The 19,502-nt window shown below is 68.4% G+C and carries 18 protein-coding genes; 7 read left to right on the top strand and 11 right to left on the bottom strand.

The window, feature by feature from the left end; genetic code table 11:
- The first annotated feature begins 15 nt into the window (after positions 1-15).
- Positions 16-432, top strand: a complete 417-nt coding sequence (locus AC1DYK_RS08105) for an MAPEG family protein (protein ID WP_478165796.1) — start codon at positions 16-18, stop codon at positions 430-432.
- On the opposite strand, the gene AC1DYK_RS08110 is transcribed toward AC1DYK_RS08105, so the two are convergent.
- The 3 genes from AC1DYK_RS08110 to AC1DYK_RS08120 all read right to left on the bottom strand — a co-directional run bounded on the left by AC1DYK_RS08110 (position 389) and on the right by AC1DYK_RS08120 (position 2,677).
- A complete protein-coding gene (locus tag AC1DYK_RS08110; RefSeq protein ID WP_478165797.1) occupies positions 389-1,402 on the bottom strand; it encodes an AraC family transcriptional regulator in 1,014 nt (337 codons plus the stop codon). The genes AC1DYK_RS08105 and AC1DYK_RS08110 overlap by 44 nt on opposite strands.
- A gap of 173 nt (positions 1,403-1,575) precedes the next feature.
- Positions 1,576-1,785, bottom strand: coding sequence for a hypothetical protein (locus AC1DYK_RS08115; RefSeq protein WP_478165798.1), 210 nt, complete (start codon positions 1,783-1,785; stop codon positions 1,576-1,578).
- A gap of 55 nt (positions 1,786-1,840) precedes the next feature.
- Positions 1,841-2,677 carry an isocitrate lyase/PEP mutase family protein gene (locus tag AC1DYK_RS08120; protein ID WP_478165799.1) on the bottom strand — a complete coding sequence of 279 codons (837 nt, stop codon included), beginning with the start codon at positions 2,675-2,677 and terminating at the stop codon, positions 1,841-1,843.
- A gap of 173 nt (positions 2,678-2,850) precedes the next feature.
- On the opposite strand from AC1DYK_RS08120, the gene AC1DYK_RS08125 reads away from it, so the two are divergent.
- From AC1DYK_RS08125 to AC1DYK_RS08145, 5 genes are all read left to right on the top strand, one after another.
- The gene (locus AC1DYK_RS08125) at positions 2,851-3,717 is read left to right on the top strand and encodes a branched-chain amino acid ABC transporter permease (RefSeq protein WP_478086173.1); all 867 of its coding nucleotides are present in this window, start codon (positions 2,851-2,853) and stop codon (positions 3,715-3,717) included.
- Positions 3,717-4,724, top strand: coding sequence for a branched-chain amino acid ABC transporter permease (locus AC1DYK_RS08130; RefSeq protein ID WP_478165800.1), 1,008 nt, complete (start codon positions 3,717-3,719; stop codon positions 4,722-4,724). Before AC1DYK_RS08125 ends, AC1DYK_RS08130 begins: the two co-directional genes overlap by 1 nt.
- Complete coding sequence (locus tag AC1DYK_RS08135; protein ID WP_478165801.1) at positions 4,717-5,481, top strand: ABC transporter ATP-binding protein; 765 nt, start codon at positions 4,717-4,719, stop codon at positions 5,479-5,481. The genes AC1DYK_RS08130 and AC1DYK_RS08135 overlap by 8 nt, the downstream gene beginning before the upstream one ends.
- Positions 5,468-6,175 (top strand): ABC transporter ATP-binding protein, encoded by a 708-nt coding sequence (locus AC1DYK_RS08140; protein ID WP_478165802.1) that lies wholly within the window; start codon positions 5,468-5,470, stop codon positions 6,173-6,175. The genes AC1DYK_RS08135 and AC1DYK_RS08140 overlap by 14 nt, the downstream gene beginning before the upstream one ends.
- Before the next feature lie 149 nt (positions 6,176-6,324).
- Positions 6,325-7,491: an ABC transporter substrate-binding protein gene (locus AC1DYK_RS08145; protein WP_478165803.1), complete on the top strand. Its 1,167-nt coding sequence runs from the start codon at positions 6,325-6,327 to the stop codon at positions 7,489-7,491.
- 19 nt (positions 7,492-7,510) lie between these two features.
- On the opposite strand, the gene AC1DYK_RS08150 is transcribed toward AC1DYK_RS08145, so the two are convergent.
- Together AC1DYK_RS08150 and AC1DYK_RS08155 are read right to left on the bottom strand one after the other, a co-directional pair.
- Positions 7,511-9,370: an alkyl/aryl-sulfatase gene (locus AC1DYK_RS08150; RefSeq protein ID WP_478165804.1), complete on the bottom strand. Its 1,860-nt coding sequence runs from the start codon at positions 9,368-9,370 to the stop codon at positions 7,511-7,513.
- A gap of 126 nt (positions 9,371-9,496) precedes the next feature.
- Positions 9,497-10,480 (bottom strand): Bug family tripartite tricarboxylate transporter substrate binding protein, encoded by a 984-nt coding sequence (locus AC1DYK_RS08155; RefSeq protein WP_478165805.1) that lies wholly within the window; start codon positions 10,478-10,480, stop codon positions 9,497-9,499.
- 97 nt (positions 10,481-10,577) lie between these two features.
- Here AC1DYK_RS08155 and AC1DYK_RS08160 point away from each other — a divergent pair, with 97 nt between their 5' ends.
- Positions 10,578-11,468 (top strand): LysR family transcriptional regulator, encoded by an 891-nt coding sequence (locus tag AC1DYK_RS08160; RefSeq protein WP_478165806.1) that lies wholly within the window; start codon positions 10,578-10,580, stop codon positions 11,466-11,468.
- A 111-nt stretch (positions 11,469-11,579) separates the two neighbouring features.
- Here the strand turns inward: AC1DYK_RS08160 and AC1DYK_RS08165 are convergent, their stop codons facing one another.
- The 6 genes from AC1DYK_RS08165 to AC1DYK_RS08190 form a co-directional block, all read right to left on the bottom strand.
- Positions 11,580-13,145 carry a TolC family outer membrane protein gene (locus AC1DYK_RS08165; protein WP_478165807.1) on the bottom strand — a complete coding sequence of 522 codons (1,566 nt, stop codon included), beginning with the start codon at positions 13,143-13,145 and terminating at the stop codon, positions 11,580-11,582.
- Between the two features lie 174 nt (positions 13,146-13,319).
- Positions 13,320-13,658 (bottom strand): rhodanese-like domain-containing protein, encoded by a 339-nt coding sequence (locus AC1DYK_RS08170; RefSeq protein WP_478094035.1) that lies wholly within the window; start codon positions 13,656-13,658, stop codon positions 13,320-13,322.
- Between the two features lie 19 nt (positions 13,659-13,677).
- The gene (locus AC1DYK_RS08175; protein ID WP_478165808.1) at positions 13,678-14,364 is read right to left on the bottom strand and encodes a protein-L-isoaspartate O-methyltransferase family protein; all 687 of its coding nucleotides are present in this window, start codon (positions 14,362-14,364) and stop codon (positions 13,678-13,680) included.
- Positions 14,365-14,383: 19 nt separating this feature from the next.
- Positions 14,384-17,611 carry an efflux RND transporter permease subunit gene (locus tag AC1DYK_RS08180; RefSeq protein ID WP_478165809.1) on the bottom strand — a complete coding sequence of 1,076 codons (3,228 nt, stop codon included), beginning with the start codon at positions 17,609-17,611 and terminating at the stop codon, positions 14,384-14,386.
- Positions 17,612-17,623: 12 nt separating this feature from the next.
- Positions 17,624-18,817 carry an efflux RND transporter periplasmic adaptor subunit gene (locus tag AC1DYK_RS08185; protein WP_478165810.1) on the bottom strand — a complete coding sequence of 398 codons (1,194 nt, stop codon included), beginning with the start codon at positions 18,815-18,817 and terminating at the stop codon, positions 17,624-17,626.
- A complete protein-coding gene (locus tag AC1DYK_RS08190) occupies positions 18,814-19,491 on the bottom strand; it encodes a TetR/AcrR family transcriptional regulator (protein ID WP_478165811.1) in 678 nt (225 codons plus the stop codon). The genes AC1DYK_RS08185 and AC1DYK_RS08190 overlap by 4 nt, the downstream gene beginning before the upstream one ends.
- Positions 19,492-19,502 lie beyond the last annotated feature (11 nt).

Below are 19,502 nucleotides of genomic sequence, written 5' to 3' on the forward strand. Positions count from 1 at the left end.
CAACAGGAGACCGAGATGCTGCCGGAATTGATGCTGATGGGCTTCGCCGCCTGGACCCTGATCCTCCTGCTCACGACCGTGGGCGCCTACCGGTTGAGCCGGGTCTTCCGTGGTCGGGCGGGAATGGGCGATTTCCGGGCCGATCATGTCGAGGGGCAGGACTGGTACGTGCGCGCCATGCGCGCGCATGCGAACTGCGTCGAGAACCTGCCGGTGTTCGCGGTACTGGTCTTTGCGTTGCGCGCCTTCGGCATCGCCGATCCCGCGGTGGATGCGCTGTGCGTGGTCATCCTGGCGACGCGGATCCCCCAGTCGCTGGTCCACGTCTGCTTGGCCCAGACGGATCGGGTGGTGTCGGTGCGCTTCACGTTGTTCTTCGTTCAGTTCCTCAGCTTCGGTGCGCTGATCGCATGGATCGCTTTCGGTCGTTGAGTTCAGACGGACCCTTGAGGTTGTGCTCGCGGCGCCAGGATGCCGGGGGCATGCCGAATTCGCGCCTGAAGGCGCGGCTGAAGGCGGTATCGGTTTCATAGCCGACTTCCAGCGCGATGTGCATCATGCTCAAGGCGCTGCGTCGAAGCAGGTTCGAGGCGAGCGCCATGCGCCACTTGCCGAGATACTGGATGGGGGGTTGTCCGACGAAGTGAGTGAATTTCTCGGCGAGAACCGACCGTGATGTCCCGGCCTCGCGTGCAAGGCTCTCGAGCGTCCACTGGCTCGCCGGCTTCTCGTGCATGAGGGCGAGGCACTTGCCGACGGTGCGATCGCGCAAGCCCGCGAGCCAACCGGTCTGGCCCTCGGGCATCTGGGAGATGTATCGGCGCAATGTCTCGACCACCAGCACCTCGGACAATTTGGCCAGCACGCCTTCGCCACCGGGTTGCGTGGAAGCGGCCTCCGCCACCGCGTAGACAAAGGAACGCTCCACCCAGTCGGTCTTTTCGTCGTTCCTGAGCCTGACCGTCAACACCCTGGGCAGCGCCGCCAGGACCGGTCGGCAAAGGATTGGATCGCATGACAGATAGCCGCAGATGAAGCGGGTCGGCTCGCCGCCGCCGCCCAGCTGCAGTTCGTCGGGCCTCTCGCGCAACAGCGCACGCACGTCGAGCAGCGGCCCGGGCCCGGCCCGCCCTGACGAGGCCATCGTGTGGGCATCGCCATGCGGAAACAGGATGATGTCGCCGGCTTGCAGGTCCAGCGGCGGCATGCCGTCGAGCTTCACGGTGCACGAACCGTCCACGAAGAAATGGTAGAAAAGCAGGCGCTCGGATCCCGCATTGACCTGCTTGGCCACCGCGTCCGCTTCCGGCGAAGCAAAACACCAGGGTGCGGTGAATCTGGCGTTGAAGAAGATCGCGCTGTTGAACTGCAGGATCTTCAAGACCTCGGACAAGGCATCCATATCGACTTCGCCTCCGCGGGAGCGTCGTCATTTGACCACCTTTCACCCGTGTCGGGCGTCAAGGGGCGCTCGTCCGTCGGTGGCCTCGGCACGCGCGCCGAACCCCGAACGCCCCTTTCGAGTTTCAGCCGCGTCTCATGGATCGCGCAAGGCACGCGGCAATCGGGTGGAAATCAGCGCCTGAGCGATTCCGGCCGGTGTGCCGGCGGCAGCAGGTAGCCGTCGCGGTAGAGGCCCTGGACCAGGCCGCTGACCCGGTCGTTGGAACGGGCCGTCACGAACTCCCGCTCGGAGGTCTGGTAGACCACGATGGTGCCTGGAAAGCGCTTGCTCAGCGTGCGGGCGACGCCGGTCGCCTGGCTGGAGGTCGGATAGGTGTTCATGAGAACCTTATCGGCATCCCGCCCGAATGCTGAAGGGCGCGTCAGGCCCTTCGCCTCAAGGCTGCCGGTCCGCGCTCTTGAAGAACGCGTTGAGTTCGTTGCCGGATGCGGCGTCGGCGAAGCCGTCGAAGCGCCCCTGCTCGGCGATGCCGCGCGCGGCCCGAATGAACCCGCCCCAGGCCGAGCGCGCCATGGCGCCGCCGACGCTGACCCTGCGCACGCCGAGCGCTTCGATGTCCTGCAGCGTGAAGTCGCTGGCCGCTCCGACCAGCAGGTTGACCGGCTTCGGCGCCACCGCGGCCACCACGGCGGCGATCTGCTCGCGCGTGCGAATGCCCGGCGCGTAGAGGCAATCGGCGCCGGCCTCCGCATAGGCCTTCAGGCGGGCGATGGCGTCGTCCAGGTCGGGGCGTCCGGCGAAGAAGTTCTCCGCCCGCCCCACCAGCAGCACATCGCCGCCGGCCTCGTCGATGGCCGCGCGCGCGGCGCGCATGCGCGCGACCGCGACATCGATGTCATGCAGCGGATGGGCGGGGTCGCCGGTCGAGTCCTCGATCGAGAGGCCCGCCACGCCGGTGGCCGCCGCCATCCGGACGCTCTCTGCAACGCCTTGCGGATCGGCGCCGAAACCGCTCTCGAAGTCGGCGTTCACGGGCAGGTCGGTCGCCGCCACGATGTCCCGCAGATGGGCCAGCACCGCGTCGCGCGAGAGGGCGCCGTCGGGACGGCCCTGCGACCAGGCACAGCCCGAGCTGGTGGTCGCCAGCGCCTTGAATCCCAGGCCTTCGAGATAGCGCGCGCTGCCCACGTCCCAGGGATTGGGCAGCACGAAGAAGCCCTGGGCGTGGAGGGCGCGAAAGTCGGTGCGTTTGTCGGCAATGGTGCGTGTCATGGAAGCCTCCTGGCGCCGCATTCTGCTCCCTACCGCCGGGTAGGAGCGCGAGTCTCCAAGGCGACGCGGACCCCGGAGAAACCTTAGTCGGCGTCCTCGCACTCCCTCACACAATGGCCCGGCGCGTTCGATGCCGCCGCGGCTGCATCGCCTGGGTCACACCGAGGAATCATGTGGAAATGTTCTTTCAGCAACTCCTGAACGGCCTCACCGTCGGGGGCGTCTACAGCCTGGTGGCGCTGGGCCTGACGCTGGTCTACGGCATCCTGCACGTACCGAACTTCGCCCATGGCGCGTTCTACATGTCGGGCGCCTTCGCGGGCTACTACCTGATGGCCAAACTGGGCCTCAACTACTGGCTGGCGATGGCCGGCGCGGCGGCCATCGTGGCGGCGATCTCGATGCTGACGCAGCGGCTGGTGTTCCATCCGCTGCGCAACGCGCCGGAGCTGCACGACATGATCGCGGCCATCGGCGTGCTGCTGTTCCTCGAGGCCGGTGCGCAGGCCCTGTTCGGGGCCGACTTCCACCGCATGCCCACGCCCTACGGGCAGGTTGTCGAGGTCTTCGGCCTCACGGCGCCCCTGCAGCGGCTGCTGATCATCGCCGGCGCCTTCGGCCTCATGGTGCTGCTGCACCTGTTCCTGAACCACACGGTGATCGGCTCGACCATCATCGCGATGGCGCAGAACCGCGACGGCGCCGCGCTCGTCGGCATCGACGCCACGCGCGTGACGCTGCTGGTGTTCGCGATCTCGGGTGCGCTGGCCGCGGTCGCCGCGGTGCTCTATGCGCCGATCAACCTGGTGTACCCGGCGATGGGCAACCTGGTGATCACCAAGGCCTTCGTGATCATCATCCTGGGCGGCATGGGCAGCTTCCCGGGGGCCATCGTCGGCGGGCTGATCATCGGCATGGCCGAGAGCTTCGGCGGCTTCTACTTCTCGACCGACTACAAGGACATCATCGCCTTCGTGCTGCTGGTGGTGATCCTGTCGTTCCGCCCGCAGGGCCTGTTCACCGCGAAAGGAGCGCGCTGATGAACTGGCTCCAAGGAAAGACCGGCTGGGCCCTGCTGGCCGCGGCGGCGCTCGTGTTCCCGCTGTTCGCGCAGAACAACTACCTGATCTCGGTGGCGACGCAGGCCTTCATCATGGCCATCGCCGCGCTGGGGCTGAACCTCATCACCGGCTACACCGGGCAGTTCAATCTGGCGCACGGCGCCTTCATGGCGGTCGGCGCCTACACGGTGGGCATCCTGACGGTCGACCACCAGGTGCCGTTCTGGATCGCCTTCATGGCGGCCGGACTGGTGACCGCGGTGCTGGGCTTCTTCATCGGCCTGCTGTCGCTGCGGCTCAAGGGCCACTACTTCTCGATCTTCACGCTGTGCGTGAGCTACATCATGTTCCTGCTGATCGAGAAGTGGGAGAGCCTGACCCACGGGCCGGTCGGCATCATGGGCATCCCGGCGCCGACCGGCATCGGGCCGCTGCAGTTCGGCACGCCGCTGTCGCAGTACTACCTGGTGCTGGCCTTCCTGGTGCTGGGGCTCTGGATCATGGCGCGCATCGTGCGCTCGCTGCTGGGCCGCAGCTTCATGGCGGTGCGCAACAGCGACGACCTGGCCGAGGCGCTGGGCATCGACCTGATGCGCACCAAGACGCTGTCCTTCGTGCTGTCGGTGGTCTATGCCGGCTTCGCCGGCGCGCTGTATGCGGGCCAGGTGCGCTTCCTCGGCCCCGACCTGGCGAGCGAAGCCGTGACCTTCGATCTCGTCATGTTCGTGCTGGTCGGCGGCATCGGCACGCTGCTCGGGCCGCTGCTCGGCACCTTCCTGGTCACCTGGCTGACGCAGAGCCTTCAGTTCCTGCAGGACTACCGCATGGTGGTGTTCGGCCCGGTGCTGATCGCCCTGATCATCTTCCTGCCGGACGGCATCGTCGGCACCTGGCTCAAGCGCCGGGCCCAGCGCGCGGATGCGGCGAAGGTCGCCCAGGCGGCCCGCACGGGCGCGGTCGCCCAGGAGGCACAGACCCATGCTTGAAATCGAATCGCTGACCAAGCAGTTCTTCGGGCTCACCGCGGTCGACAACGTGTCGACCCGCTTCGAACGGGGCCAGGTGAGCGCCATCATCGGACCCAACGGCGCCGGCAAGACCACCTTCTTCAACCTGGTGGCGGGCACGCACAAGCCGAGCTCGGGGCGCATCCGCTTCAACGGCCAGGACGTGACCGGCATGCGGCCCGATCACGTGGCACGGCTGGGCATCGCGCGCACCTTCCAGACCACCCACCTGTTCGACCACGCCACCGTGCTCGACAACCTGATCGTCGGCCACCGCCTGCGCACGAAGTCGGGCCTGTGGGACGTGCTCGCCAACACGCGCCGGCTGCAGCAGGAAGAGCGCCTGTGCCGCGACAGGGCGCAGGAGGCGCTCGACTTCGTCGGCCTGTCGCATGTCGCCCACCGCATCGCGGCCGACATCACGCAGGAGGAGCGCAAGCGCGTCGCCTTCGCGCTGGCGCTGGCCACCGACCCGGAGCTGCTGCTGCTCGACGAGCCGGCCGGCGGCGTGAACCCCGAGGAGACCGTGGGCCTCGCGGCCCTGATCCGCAAGCTGGTGGACCACGGCAAGACGGTCTGCCTGATCGAGCACAAGATGGACATGATCATGCGACTGGCCGACAAGATCGTCGTGCTCAACAACGGCGCCAAGATCGCCGAAGGCACGCCGGACCAGATCCGGCGCGACCCGCAGGTGATCGAAGCCTACCTGGGAGCCGACCATGTTGCGGTTTGACGGCGTCGACCTGCACTACGGCAGCTTCCGCGCGCTCTCCGGCGTGACGCTGCACGCGGCACCGGGCGAGCTGGTGGTGCTGCTGGGCGCCAACGGCGCCGGCAAGACCTCGATCTTCATGGCCGCCAGCGGCATCCACAAGCCGAGCGCCGGCAGCATCCGCTTCGGCGAGCGCGAGCTGGTCGGGCAGCGGCCGGCGCAGATCGTCGCCTCGGGGCTGGTGCATTGTCCCGAGGGCCGCAAGCTGTTTGCGATGATGTCGGTGAAGAAGAACCTCGTGCTCGGCGCCTACGTGCACCGGCGCGACACGGCCGGCATCCAGCGCTCGCTCGACGAGGTGTTCGAGCTGTTCCCGGTCCTCGCGCAGAAGCAGGACCATCCGGCCGGCTCGCTCTCGGGCGGCCAGCAGCAGATGGTGGCGATCGGCCGCGCCTTGCTCGGCCGACCGAAGCTGCTGCTGCTCGACGAGCCCTCGCTGGGCCTCGCGCCGCTGATCGTCAAGCAGGTGTTCGAGGTCATCCAGCGCATCAACCAGGCCGGCACCACGGTGCTGCTGGCCGAGCAGAACGCGTACTCGGCGCTGGCCATCGCGCACCGCGCCTACGTGATCGAGCGCGGCCGCATCGCGCTCGAAGGCGACCGCGACTCGCTGCTGCACAACGAGGCGGTGCGCGCTGCCTATATCGGAGCCTGAGACCTTGCGGGACAGACCAAGAAACTGCGCAGCAGTTTTTGCTCTGTCCTCGACTTGCTGAGGCTTTGCGGGACAGACCAAGAAACTGCGCAGCAGTTCTTGCTCTGTCCTCAACTGATCAAATTGTTCAACCACCTGGAGCCACCCGTATGAGTATCAAAAGAACTGCCTTGCCCCTCGTCGTCGCACTCGCGGCTGCCTTCGGCGCGGGCGCCGCGTTGGCGCAGGAAACCGTCAAGATCGGGTTCACCGGCCCCTTGAGCGGCGGCGCCGCGCTGTACGGCAAGAACGTGGTCAACGGCATGGAGATGGCCATCAAGGAGATCAACGCCGCGGGCCTCGAGGTCGCCGGCAAGAAGGTCAAGCTCGAGCTGGTGGCGCTGGACGACAAGTACGCGCCGGCCGAGGCCGCGATCAACGCCCGGCGCCTGGTGCAGCAGTACCAGAGCCCGGCGGTGTTCGTGCCGCACTCGGGCGGCATCTACGCGATGCAGGCCTTCAACGAGCAGGAGAAGTTCATCGTGATGGCGTACTCGAGCACGCCGAAGATCACCGAGACCGGCAACAAGCTCACGATCCGCATCCCGCCGACCTTCAACTCCTACATCGAGCCCTTCACGAGCTACGAGATGAAGAAGTTCGGCAAGAAGGTCGGCATGCTGCCGGGCGACCACGAGTACGCCAAGAACTGGACCCAGCTCTTCGGCCCGGCCTGGGAAAAGGCCGGCGGCGCGATCGCCTCCAACAACCCGATGTCCTACAACCGCTCGGCCGATTTCTACAGCGGCGTGAGCCGCGTGCTGGCCGAGAAGCCCGACGTGCTGTTCGTCGGCGGCCCGTCGGAGCCGACCGCGCTGGTGGTCAAGCAGGCGCGCGAGCTGGGTTTCAAGGGCGGCTTCCTGATCATGGACCAGGCCAAGCTGGACGAGATGGCGAAGGTCACCGGTGGCCTGGCGCCGCTCGAGGGTTCGATCGGCGTGTTGCCGGTCTCGTATGACGAGCGGGTCGGCCCGAAGACTTTCGCCGCGGCCTACCGCAAGGCCTATGGCGCCGACAAGGACCCGACCACCGAGTCTTCCTACAACTACACGTTGACGCACGCACTGGCCAGCGCCATGAAGCTCGCCGGCACCACCACCGATGCGGCCGCGATCCGCGCCAAGATCGGCGAGGCGCTCACCAAGATGGCGAAGGAAACCAACGCCGGCGAGTTCAAGGGCGTCGACGCCGTCGGCGGCACCATCGTCGACCCGCTGGTCGCCACCGTGGAAGGCGGCAAGATCAAGCCGGTAAACCTGAGCGAGCTGGCCAAGTAGCGGCCTGCCGCCCGCGGTCTCAGGGTTCGACGACGTTGAACATCGGTTCGAACTCGTCGAGCATGCCGAGCAGCGCGTAGACCCGCGACGCCTCGCCCTCCACCGCGATCTGGCCGGCCTCGATGCCGCTCGCGATCGCGGCCGCGATGCCGGACTCATCGGCGAGCAGGCCGGCGAGCCGGTCGCGGCTCACCGCGATGGAGGCGTCGGCGGCGGCGCCGGGCTCGCAGCGCCGGTAGGTCAGGGCGGCGTTGGCCAGCGTCAGCATCCAGGACTCGCCGGCGTCGACGATGTGCCAGGCGAGGCCCAGGTGGTGGCCGCTCGCGCGTTCGGCGACCAGCCGGATCGCCAGGCAGTCGAGGAACATCTCCATCGGCACCGCCTTCAGCAGGTCGTAGCTCAGGCTGCGGCGCTTCGCCGCCGGCACGCCCAGGCGCAGCTCGCGCGCCGCCAGCAGGTAGGCGTTGCGCCAGGTCGCCGATTCGCTGGCGAAGCCCAGCGCCTCGAGCGACGCCGCACAGAGCGCGCGCGCGGCCTGGTTGCCGGGCTCGGCGAACACCAGATGGCTCGTGACCTCGGCGACCCAGCGGTGCTCGCCGCGCTGGAAGTCGGCCTGCGCGCGTTCGAGCAGCGCGGCAGCACCGCCCATGTAGGCCACGTAGCGCGTGCCGGCCTCGACCGGCGGCAGCGCATGCAGCCGCGACGGGTTGCCGTCGTACCAGCCCAGGTAGTGCTGCACCACCGCCTTGACGTTGTGCACCAGCGTGCCGTAGTAGCCCTGCGCATGCTCGACGTCGACCAGCTCGGGCGGCAGCCGCAGCGCTTCCGCGATCTCGATCGCGGTCTGGCCCTTGTTCATGAGCCGCACGGTCTGGTCGTGCACATACTTGTAGAGGTCGCGCTGCCGGGCGATGAAGCGCGTCAGCGTGTCGTTGCCCCAGGTGGGCCAGTTGTGCTGCGCGAAGACCACGTCCGAATGCGGCGCGAACTCGTGCAGCGCCTCGTCGAGGTAGCGCGACCACAGGCGCGCATCACGCACCTGGGCGCCGCGCAGCGGACACAGGTTGTGCATGGTGTGCTGGCCCAGCTCGGCGAGGTTCAGCGCCCGCAGCTGCGGAAAGAAGAAGAACATCTCCGATGGCGCCTCGCTCTCGGGCGCCAGCGCGAAGACGATCTCGACGCCGTCGACCACGTGGCGTTCGCGCTCCTTTTCGATCGTGCGGGTGGGCGGGATCAGGGTCACGGTGCCGTGCGGCAGGCTCTTGCCCAGGCCGCAGTCGACCTGGCCGCAGACGCCGCGCTGCAGCGTGTGGCCGAACTGGAACTGCGAGCGCCGCGACATCGCATTGCCGGCGATCATGTTCTCGGCCACGGTGTGCCAGAGGAAACCGGCCGGCGCGATGATCGGCACGCCCAGGCGAATCGCCTCCTGCTCGTCGATGACGCCGCGCACGCCTCCGAAATGGTCGACATGGCTGTGGCTGTAGATCACGGCCGTGACGGGCCGGTCGCCGCGCTGCTCGCGGTACAGCCTGAGCGCCGCCGCCGCGGTCTCGGCGCAGGTCAGCGGGTCGATGATGATGACGCCGCGCTCGCCCTCGATGATCGTCATGTTGGCGAGGTCGAAGCCGCGCACCTGGTAGATGCGCTCGCACACCTCGAACAGGCCGTGCGTCATGTTGCGGCGGGCCTGCTGCCAGAGACCGGGATGGACGGTCGGGGCCGGCTCTTCCGCTGCGAGGAACTCGTAGCCGGCCAGGGTCCAGACGACGCGCCCGGCGGCGTCGCGGATCTCGGCGTTCGGCCAGGTCGCGACGAAGCCGCGGGTGGTGGGGTCTTCGAGCTCGACGTCGTCGAGGAAAGCGTTGTTCGTCTGCATCGTTGTCTCAAGGTCCAAGTGAAGGGCCCCGCAATGCGGGGAATGCCGCGCAACCGGCTTTGCCGGGCCGCTGGTATTGCCCCCTGGAAGGGGTGGGCGGCTACACGAAGTGAGCCAACCTGGGGGTCAGTCCAATCTGGCTCCCGAAACCTTCACCAGACGTTCCCAGACCGGCCAGGCGGCGTCATAGCTCTGATGGAACTGCTCGGGTGTGCTGCCCATCGGCGCCATGCCCAGCATCTCGAAGCGCTTGACCAGCTCGGGCGAGGCCAGCGCCTGCTGCGCGGCCTGCTGCAGCCGCGCGACCACCGGCTTCGGCGTGCCGTGCGGCACCGCCAGCGCGAGCCAGCCCGACATCCGGTACTCGGCATCGGCGAAGCCCGCTTCGGCGAAGGTCGGCAGGTTCGGCATCTGGAGCATGCGCTGCTCGCCGGTGATCGCGAGCGCGCGCAGCTTGCCGCCGTCGAGGTAGGGCTTGGCCGAGACGATGCTCGCGAAGGTGAAGCTGAGCTGGCCGCCGACCAGGTCCTGCAGCATCGGCGCCTCGCCCTTGTAGGCGATGTGCGTGATGCCGGCCTTCCAGAACTGCGCCATGTGCGCGCAGGCCAGGTGCGGGTACGAGCCCGCGCCCCACGAGCCGCAGTTGCCGCCGGCGGCCGAGCCGCGCATCTCGCGCTGCAGGTCGGCGACGTTCTGGATCCGCGACGCTGCCGGCACCAGCAGCATCAGCGGCGCGGTGGCGATCTGCGTCACCAGGGCCAGTTCCTTGCGTGGGTCGTAGGGCAGCTTCTCGTAGAGGAACTGGTTGGTCAGGAGCGACTGCGTGAGCCCGACCAGCACCGTGTAGCCGTCCGGCGCCGCCTTGGCCACCGCCGTGGTGCCGAGGATGCCGCCGGCGCCGGGCTTGTTGTCGATGATCACCGGCTGGCCGAGCTGCCGCGTCATCTGCTCGGCCAGCGAGCGCGCGACCACGTCCGTGCCACCGCCGGCCGCATAGGGCACGACCATCGTCACGGCCTTGCGCGGATAGTCCGGCGACTGGGCCTGCGCCTGCCAGCCGAGGCCCGCCAGCAGGAGGCCGGCCAGCCGCCACTTGAATGCCGTCTTCATCGCGTCTCCTTCATTGCTTGAATGGCGCCTATTCTGGGCAATGGAGAATCTGATAGCCAATGCAAAATAGGGCTTTCAATTTGTACTGGAGCGCAAAATGCAGCTGCGCCAGCTTCAGCACCTGATCGCGCTCGCCGAGCAGGGCAGCTTCGGCCGCGCCGCCGAGGCGGTGCACCTGTCGCAGCCCGCGCTGTCGCGCAGCATCGACAAGCTCGAGGAAGACCTGCAGGCGCGGTTGGTCGACCGTGCCTACGGCCAGGTGCGCTTCACCGCCGCGGGCGAGCTGGTGCTGGCACGCGCCAGGGAGCTCATGGCCGATGCCGCGCAGGTGCGGCGCGACGTCCTGCTGCTGCAGGGCCTGTCGACCGGCAGCCTGCAGGTGGGGCTCGGCCCCTTCGCCGCCGGCATGCTGGGCCGGCCGGCCCTGTCGCTGATGACGCAGCGCTATCCGCAGCTCGTGGTGCGCATCGAGGTGGCCGATCCCAATTCACTGTGCGATCGGCTGCACCGGCGCCAGCTCGACCTGTTCGTCGCCGATACGCGCGACCTGAAGAAGCAGCCGGGGCTGCAGATGAAGCGGCTGCCCAACGTGTCGGTGTCCTTCTTCGTGCGGCCGAAGCACCCGCTGCTGGCGCTCGGGGAGGTGACGCTCGACCAGGCGATGGACTATCCGGTGGCCAGTCCCAACCTGCCGCTGGGCGTGAACGCGCATTTCGACAAGCAGGTGAAGCGCATCGATCGCCCCGTGTTCAACATCGTCTGCGACGACCTGGGGACGCTCAGGCATCTGGCGCTGACCGCCAGCGCGGTGATCCTCGCGCCCGACACGGCGGGACTCAACCACGGCACCGAATCGCTGCTGCGGCTGCCGATCAAGCGGCTGACCCGCATGCAGACGCACTACAGCATCGTGATGCTCGCCAATCGCACGCTGTCGCCGGCGGCGCTTGCGTTCACGAGCCTGGTCCGCGACATGATGCAGGCTTGAGAGCCCCCACGCTCCCCCACTGCGTGTGGGTCGCTGCCCCCCGAGGGGGGTCAGCAGGCCGCCCGTCAGCGCGAAGCGCGGACTTCGCCGCGCTGGCGGCCCGGCGCCGGCCTAGCGCGCAGGCTGCGGAGGCAGGACGATCTCGGGCGGCGGGGGCGGCACCGGCATCGTCGGCGGCTGGGGATTGAAGGGCGGCGTGATCACGGGCGGAATCACGGGAATGGCCGACGGCACCGGCGTCGGCAGCGAGGAGGGCGGCACCGGCACCGGGCTGCGCGTGGCGGCCGACGGCTGGGTCGGCGAGGCCTCGCTCTGGACGCTGGCGCGGCCGCCGATCGCGAGCGTGTCGTTGATCGCCTTCAAGTCGTCGGCGCTCAGCGTGCCGTTGGCCTGGCGCAGCTTGAGGTTGCCCACCAGCACGTTGTAGCGCGCCACCGCGAGGTCGCGCTTGGTCTGGAACAGCTGGGCCTGGGAGTTGAGCACGTCGATGTTGATGCGCACGCCCACCTGGTAGCCGAGCCGGTTGGCGTCGAGTGCGCTCTGGCTGGAGGCCTCTGCAGCTTCCAGCGCCTTCACCTGGCCCGCACCCGAGATCAGCCCCAGGTAGGCCGAGCGCGTGGCCTGCGAGACGCTGCGGCGGGTCGACTCCAGCGTCTGGCGCGAGTTCTCTTCGAGCGCCAGCGTTTCCTTCACGCGGTTCTCGGTCGCGAAACCCGCGAACAGCGGCATGTTGAACACCACCGCGATGCTCGCGGCGTTCACGCGTACCTTGCCGGTGGTCGTGCTGGTGGTGGTGCCGTTCGGGTTGTTCGTGACGTTGTAGCCCAGCTGCGCATCGAGCGTGGGCTTGTGGCCGGCCTGGGCCTTGTCGACCTCGAGCTTCGCCACTTCGAGGCCCAGCCGTGCCTGGTCGATGGCCGGATGCGCGTCTTCGGCCTGGGTGACCCAGGCATTGATGTCGGCCGGCAGCACCGTCGGCAGCGCCACCGGTGCGGCCAGCGGGATCGGCTGGGTGCCGGGGCGGCCGACCAGCTGGTCGAGCACGATCTTCCTGACCTGCAGGTCGTTCTCGGCCGCGATCTCCTGGGCCAGGACCAGGTCGTAGCGGGCCTGGGCCTCGCGCGTGTCGGTGATGGTCGAAGTGCCGACCTCGAAGTTGCGCTTGGCCGAGGCCAGCTGCTCGGCGACGCCGATCTTCTGCGCCCGAACCAGCGCCAGGCTGTCCTGGCTCGAGAGAACGTCGAAGTAGGCCTGGCTCACCCGCACCACCAGGTCCTGCTCGGCGATCTTGAGGACGTCCTCGGCGATCGTGACCTGGCGCTTGCTCTGCTCGTAGGCGGCCCAGTTGGCGGGCCGGTAGAGCGGCTGCGTGGCGTTGATGCCGGCGGCCTGCGTCGGGATGCCGCGGTTGAGAAAGGCGTTGTCGGTCGAGAGTTCCTGATGGGTGGCCGTGGCGTTGCCCGACAGCCCCACCGCCGGCAGGATGCCGGCCTTGGCCTGCGCGGCCCGTGCCAGGTTGGCGTCGTACTGCGCCCGTGCCCCCTGGTAGGTGGCGTCATAGCCGCGTGCCGCGTCGTAGAGTTCGATCAGGCTCTGGCCATGGGCCGGCAGCGCGAATGCCGCTGCGAACACCGTCGCGAGCGCTGCCGATAGAGGAAGAGGCCTGGGCACGGGCATGAAGCGTCCTTGGAGATTCAAAATTGATGACTCGGTGGCGAGAACTCAGCGCTGCCCGCAACGCATCAAACCGGCGCAGCCCAATTCCAGAGATACCGCGGAACCGGCTTTGACGGGCCGCTGGTATCGCCCCCTTGAGGGGGAGGCGCCGCAGGCGCTTCGGGGGTGTTTCATCTAGTACCGGGGGATGGCCGGATCCTGCTGGGCCGACCAGGCATCGATGCCGCCGGCGATGTTCGCCACCTCGTCGAAACCGTTCTGTGCCAGGAAGGCGGCCACGCGCTGGCTGCGCCCGCCGTGGTGGCACAGGCAGGCGATGCGCTGGCCCGGGTCGAGTTCGCTGACGCGCGCCGGGATCTCGTTCATCGGGATCGTCGCCAGGGTGAAGCCCTGTGGCACCACGCTTGCGGTCTTGAGCTCCCACGGCTCGCGCACGTCGAGCACCACCGGCCTCGCGTTCGGGTTCCTGGCGAACCAGTCGGCAAGCTCGGCCGGGCGGATTTGATCGATCATGAAAGACAGGAGTTGGGGTTCAGAAGTTGAAGCGCGAGGGCGCGGGGAAGTTCAGCAGGCGCGGCGCGACCGTGTCCCACGGCTGAAGCACGTCCCACTTGCCTTCGCCGGTGCGGGTCACGAAATGGGCGCGCATCATGGGTTCGTCGCCGACCACGGCCGCCAGCCGGCCGCCCATGTTCAGCGAGCCCAGCAGGCCTTGCGGAATGCGGGCCACCGAGCCGCTCAGCACGATGACGTCGAAGGTCGGGCCGCTCGGCAGCGGCGTGGCGCCGTCGGCATGGCGCACCTCGACGTTCAACACGCCATTGCGACGCAGGTTCTGGGCGGCGCCGGCGGCCAGGCCGGGATCGATCTCCAGCGTCAGCACCTGGGCCGCGCGGTGGGCCAGCAGGGCGGCCATGAAGCCGGAGCCAGTGCCGATCTCGAGCACGGTTTCATGCTTCTGGATGTGCAGGTCCTGCAGCATGCGCGCCTCGACCTTGGGCGAGAGCATGCACTGGCCGGGTTCCCTGGCCGTGCTTGCGCCTTCGAGCGGGATCTCCATGTCGAAGAAGGCCAGGGCGCGGTGCGCTTCGGGCACATAGTCCTCGCGCCGGATCTGGGCCAGCAGGTCGAGAATTTCGAGATCGAGCACGTCCCAGGGTCGGATCTGCTGTTCGATCATGTTGAAGCGCAGGCGCTCCAGTGTCGGGGTGGGGTTCATGGGGTCTCTCCTCGGGGACTCAGGACAAACTTTCGATTTTAGGCGCCGGACCGGCGGCTTCTTCGGCCGCCGCCTTGGGCTTGCCGGCCCAGCGGCGCCTGGCCCAGTTGGCCAGGTCGTCCATGTAGCAATAGACGACCGGCACCACCACCAGCGTCAGCAGCGACGAGGTGATGACGCCGCCGATCACGGCCTGGCCCATCGGCGCGCGCTGCTCGGAACCCTCGCTCACGGCGAAGGCCAGCGGCACCATGCCGAAGATCATCGCCAGCGTGGTCATGAGGATCGGGCGCAGCCGCACGCGGGCCGCCAGCAGCAGGGCCTCGGCGCGCGGCAGCCCCGGGATCGGCGTGCCGTCCTCGGCGACGCCGGGCTCGCGCGAGCGGATCGCGAAGTCGACCAGCAGAATTGCGTTCTTGGTCACCAGGCCCATCAGCATGACGACGCCGATGATCGAGAACATCGACAGCGTCGAGCGGAAGATCAGGAGCGCCAGCACGACGCCGATCAGGGTCAGCGGCAGCGCGGTCATGAGCGCCAGCGGCTGCAGGAAGCTCCTGAACTGGCTGGCCAGGATCATGTAGATGAAGATCACCGCCAGCGCCAGCGCCGAGACCGCATAGCCGAAGGACTCCTGCATGTTCTTGGTCGAGCCGCTGAACTGCCAGCCGTAGCCCGGCGGAAACGCGATGCCGGCCAGCGCGGCGCGGACGTCGGCCGAGATCTCGCCGGCCGAGCGGCCGTCGACGTTGGCGTTGATGCTCACCTCGCGCGCCAGCGCGCGGCGGTTGATCTGGTTCGGGCCGGCGGATTCGCGCACCTCGGCCACCTGCGCCAGGCGCACGATGCGGCTCGAGCCGTCGGCGTTGGCGCCCACCGCGGTGCTCAGGAAGGGCAGGCGGGCCAGGTCGGCCGGCGAATTGCGCACCTCGGGTGCCAGCCGCACGTTGACGTCGTAGGTCTGGTCGTCGGGCGCACGCCAGTTGCCCACCGTGGTGCCGGCCACCAGCGTGCGCAGCGCGGCCGCGATCGGCGCCACGCCGAGGCCGAGATCGGAGGCGGCATCGCGCCGGATCACCACGCTGACCGTCGGCTTGTCGGGTTTCAGGCTGGAGTCGAGGTCGACCAGGCCGGGGATCGGGCGGATCGACTCCATCACTTTTCGGGTGAGGCGCTCGAGTTCCTTGAGGTCCGGGCCCTGGAGCGAGAACTCGATCGGCTTGTTGCCGCCGACCGAGTCGCGCAGGCCGACGTGCGTGACCGTGATGCCGGGAATCGATCGCAGCCGCTCGCGCAGCACCGTGGACATCTGGTCGACGCTGCGGCTGCGCGAGCGGCGATCGACCAGCCGCACGTAGATGCTCGCGTAGATCTTGCCCTGCGCGTCGCCGCTGTTGATGGTGGTGAGCGTGTAGCGCACCTCGGGCATCTCGCGCAGCACCGCCTCGACCTGGCGCGCCTTGGCCTCGGTCACCTCGAGCGAGGAGCCGACCGGGGTGTAGAAACTGATCGAGGTTTCGGAGAAGTCGGCCTTGGGCACGAATTCGGTGCCCAGCAGCGGCACCATGAAGATGCTGGCGATGAAGATGCCCAGGGCCGCCAGCACGGTGGCCAGCTTGTGCACCAGCGCCCAGCGCAGGATGCCCTGATAGCCCTCGGCGAGGCGCTCGGTGGCGCGGTCGAACCAGCCGGTGACGCGGCCGATGGTCCTGTCGTAGAAGGTGGCGGGGGCCTCGTTCTTGCCATGCTTGTCGATCGCCGGGTCGTGCCAGATGCTCGACAGCATCGGGTCGAGCGTGAAGCTCACGAACATCGAGATCATCACGGCCGCCACGATCGTGATGCCGAACTCGTGGAAGAACTTGCCGATGATGCCTTCCATGAAGCCGATCGGCAGGAACACCGCCACGATCGACAGCGTGGTCGCCAGCACCGCCAGGCCGATCTCCTGGGTGCCGTCGAGCGAGGCGCGGTAGGGCCCCTTGCCCATCTGCACGTGGCGCACGATGTTCTCGCGCACCACGATCGCGTCGTCGATCAGGAGGCCCACGCACAGCGACAGCGCCATCAGCGTGATCATGTTGATCGTGAAGCCGAACATCGCCATGAACCAGAAGGTGCCGATCAGCGCGATCGGCAGCGTCAGGCCGGTGATCACGGTCGAGCGCCACGAGTTCAGGAACAGGAACACGATCAGCACCGTGAGCAGGGCGCCTTCGATCAGCGTCTGGCGCACGTTCTCGACCGCGACCCGGATCGGGCGCGAGGCGTCCCCGATGGGTTCGAGCCGCACGCCCGGCGGCAGCTGCGGCTTGATCTCGGCGATCGCCTTCACGAGCCCGTCGACCACCTGGATGGTGTTCTCGTCCTGCGCCTTCTGCACCGACAGCAGCAGCGTGCGCTGGCCGTTGTAGAGGGCCAGGCTGTCGATCTCCTGGGCGCCGTCGCGCACGGTCGCGACCTGGTCGACCCGGATCGGCGCACCGCCCTTGCGGGCGACGATGATGCGGCCGAAGTCCTCGGGTCGCTCCATGCGGGCGTCGATCTGGACCACGCGGTCCTGTTCGAGCGAGCGCACCGAGCCGACCGGCAGCGCCTGGTTCTCGCTGCGCACCGCATCGACCACCTGGCTGGCGCTGACGCCGAAGGCCTCCATCGCCTGCGGATTGAGGTAGATGTTGATCTCGCGCTTGGTGCCGCCGACCAGCGTCACCGAGCCGACGCCGCGCACGTTCTCCAGGCGCTTCTTGAGCACCTGGTCGGCCCAGTTGGTGAGTTCGACCGCGCTGGGTTGCTGCTCCTTCGGCCCTTCGGGCAGCACCGCCACCGACCAGACGGCGCGCGAGGCCGGGTCGAAGCGCAGCACGCGCGGGTCCTTCACCTCGTCGCGGAACAGCGGCCGCACGCCGGCCACCTTCTCGCGCACGTCCTCGGCCGCCTTGCGGCCATCGACGTAGAGCTGGAACTCGATGATGACGACCGACTGGCCCTCGTAGCTGCGCGAGGTCAGCGCGTTGATGCCGGCGATCGAGTTGACGCCTTCCTCGATCTTCTTGGTGACCTCGCTCTCGACGATCTCGGGCGAGGCGCCGGGGTACTCGGTGATCACCACCACCACCGGGAAATCGATGTTCGGAAACTGGTCGACCTGCAGCCGCTGGTAGGAGAAGGCGCCCAGCACCACCAGGGCGAGCATCAACATGGTCGCGAAGACCGGGTTCTTGAGGCTGACGCGGGTGAACCACATGCCGTGCCAGCCTCAGGGCGCGCTGCGCGCTGAAGGAACGGCGGCCGGCGCCGTGCCGGCGGCCACCGGTGTCAGCCGCACCGCCGTGCCCTGGCGCAGCGGGCCGAGGCTGCCGGCCACCACCACCGCGCCGTCGTCGATGCCGCGCACCGAGACCATCGTCTGGCCGTCGAACTGGCCGCGCAGGCCGGTCTCGACCGGACGGTGCACGATGCGTCCGTCGACCACCATCTGCACGTAGGGCGCCGGCTTGTCGGTGCGCACCGCGCTCAGCGGCAGGGCCAGCGTTTCGGTGCGGCCGACGTCGATCGTGCCCTGCGCGAACAGCCCCTGGCGGAAACCGGTGGAGCGGTCGAGCCGCAGGTAGACCAGCACGCTGCGGCTGCCCGCCTGCGCGCTCGGATTGACGCGCACCACGCTGGCGCCGACGCTGCGTTCGCCGCCCTTCGGGTCGGTCGCGCCGCTGCCCTCGATCTGCAGGCTGGCGCGCTGGCCGACGCGCACCGCCACCGAGTCGGCCGCGGCCAGCGTGGCCTCGACCTCGATGCGGCTCAGGTCCACCACTTCGATGATCTTGGCATCGACCCCGACGCGCTCGCCCGATTGCGCGAAGCGCTGCGCCACCTGGCCCGCGATCGGGCTCTTGAGCACGGTGTCGTCGAGCGACTTGCGGGTCATCTCGACCGCCGCCAGCGCGGCGCGGTGGGTCGACAGCGCCGAATTGAGGTTCGACTGCGAGGTCTCGAGCGCGGTCCGGGAGATGAAGCCCTGATCGACCAGCGCCTTGTTGTTGTCGAAGGTGCGCTGCGCCACCTCGGCCTGGGCGCGGGCCGAATCGGCCTGCTCCTGGGCCTGGCGCAGGCGCGACTGATATTCGATCGGGTCGATGCGCGCGATCACCTGGCCCGCCGCGACCGTGTCGCCCTCGCGCACCGCGAGCCCGATCAGCTCGCCGGCGACACGGGCCTTGACCTGTGCCGAATCGACCGCCCTGAGCGTGCCCGAGACCGGCAGCGTCTCGGCGAGCTCGCGGCGCGCGACCCGCACCACGTCGGCCGGCGAGAGTTCCACCACGGTCTCGGCCGCGGGCGCACCGGCTGCCAGCTTTGCCTGCTGCGCCTTGCGCGCGCCAAGGGCGCGCAGCGCGCCGCCTACGAGCAGCACCAGGATCAGCGCCGCGACGGCCCACTTCATCGTTCTTTTCATGCGGCAGCCTTCGGCGGCAGGCTGAGGCCGTGCAGCACGGTCTCGGCCTGGAGCGCCAGGTATTTCTCGGGGTCGATGTCGGATTTCTCGTCGAAGCAGATGGCCGGCGAATGCTTGGTGAGCATCAGGAAGATCATCGGCGCGACGACGGTGTAGATCGCGAGGTCGACGTCGACCGGTGCGAACTCGCCACTGTCGATGCCGCGCTGGACGATGCGCCGCAGCAGCTTGTGGCCCGGCTGCACCACTTCGCGGCGATAGAACTCGGCCAGCTCGGGAAAGTTCCGGCCCTCGCTCATCATCAGCTTCGTCAGGCCCGAGGCCTTGGTCGAGCCGACGCGTTCCCACCAGACCCGCATGCAATAGCGCAGCATGTCGGCGGTGCTGCCTTCGTACTCGTCGAACTCGCGGTTCCACTCGGTGAAGCGGCCGGCCAGGTTCTCGATCACGACGGCCTTGAACAGCTCTTCCTTGCTCTGGAAGTAAAGGAAGAGGGTGCCCTTGGAGACGCCGGCGCGGACCGCGACCTCCTCCGAGCGGGTGGCGGCGAAGCCTTTCTCGACGAACAGGTCCAGCGCCGCCTCCAGCAACTCGCCCGGACGGGCCTCCTTGCGCCGCTCGCGCTTGGCGCTCACGGGACACAACTTGTCCTTGAGGAATCGGGGAGCGGGCATGTGAATTAATG

The organism is Variovorax sp. P2_H12, assembly GCF_056403395.1.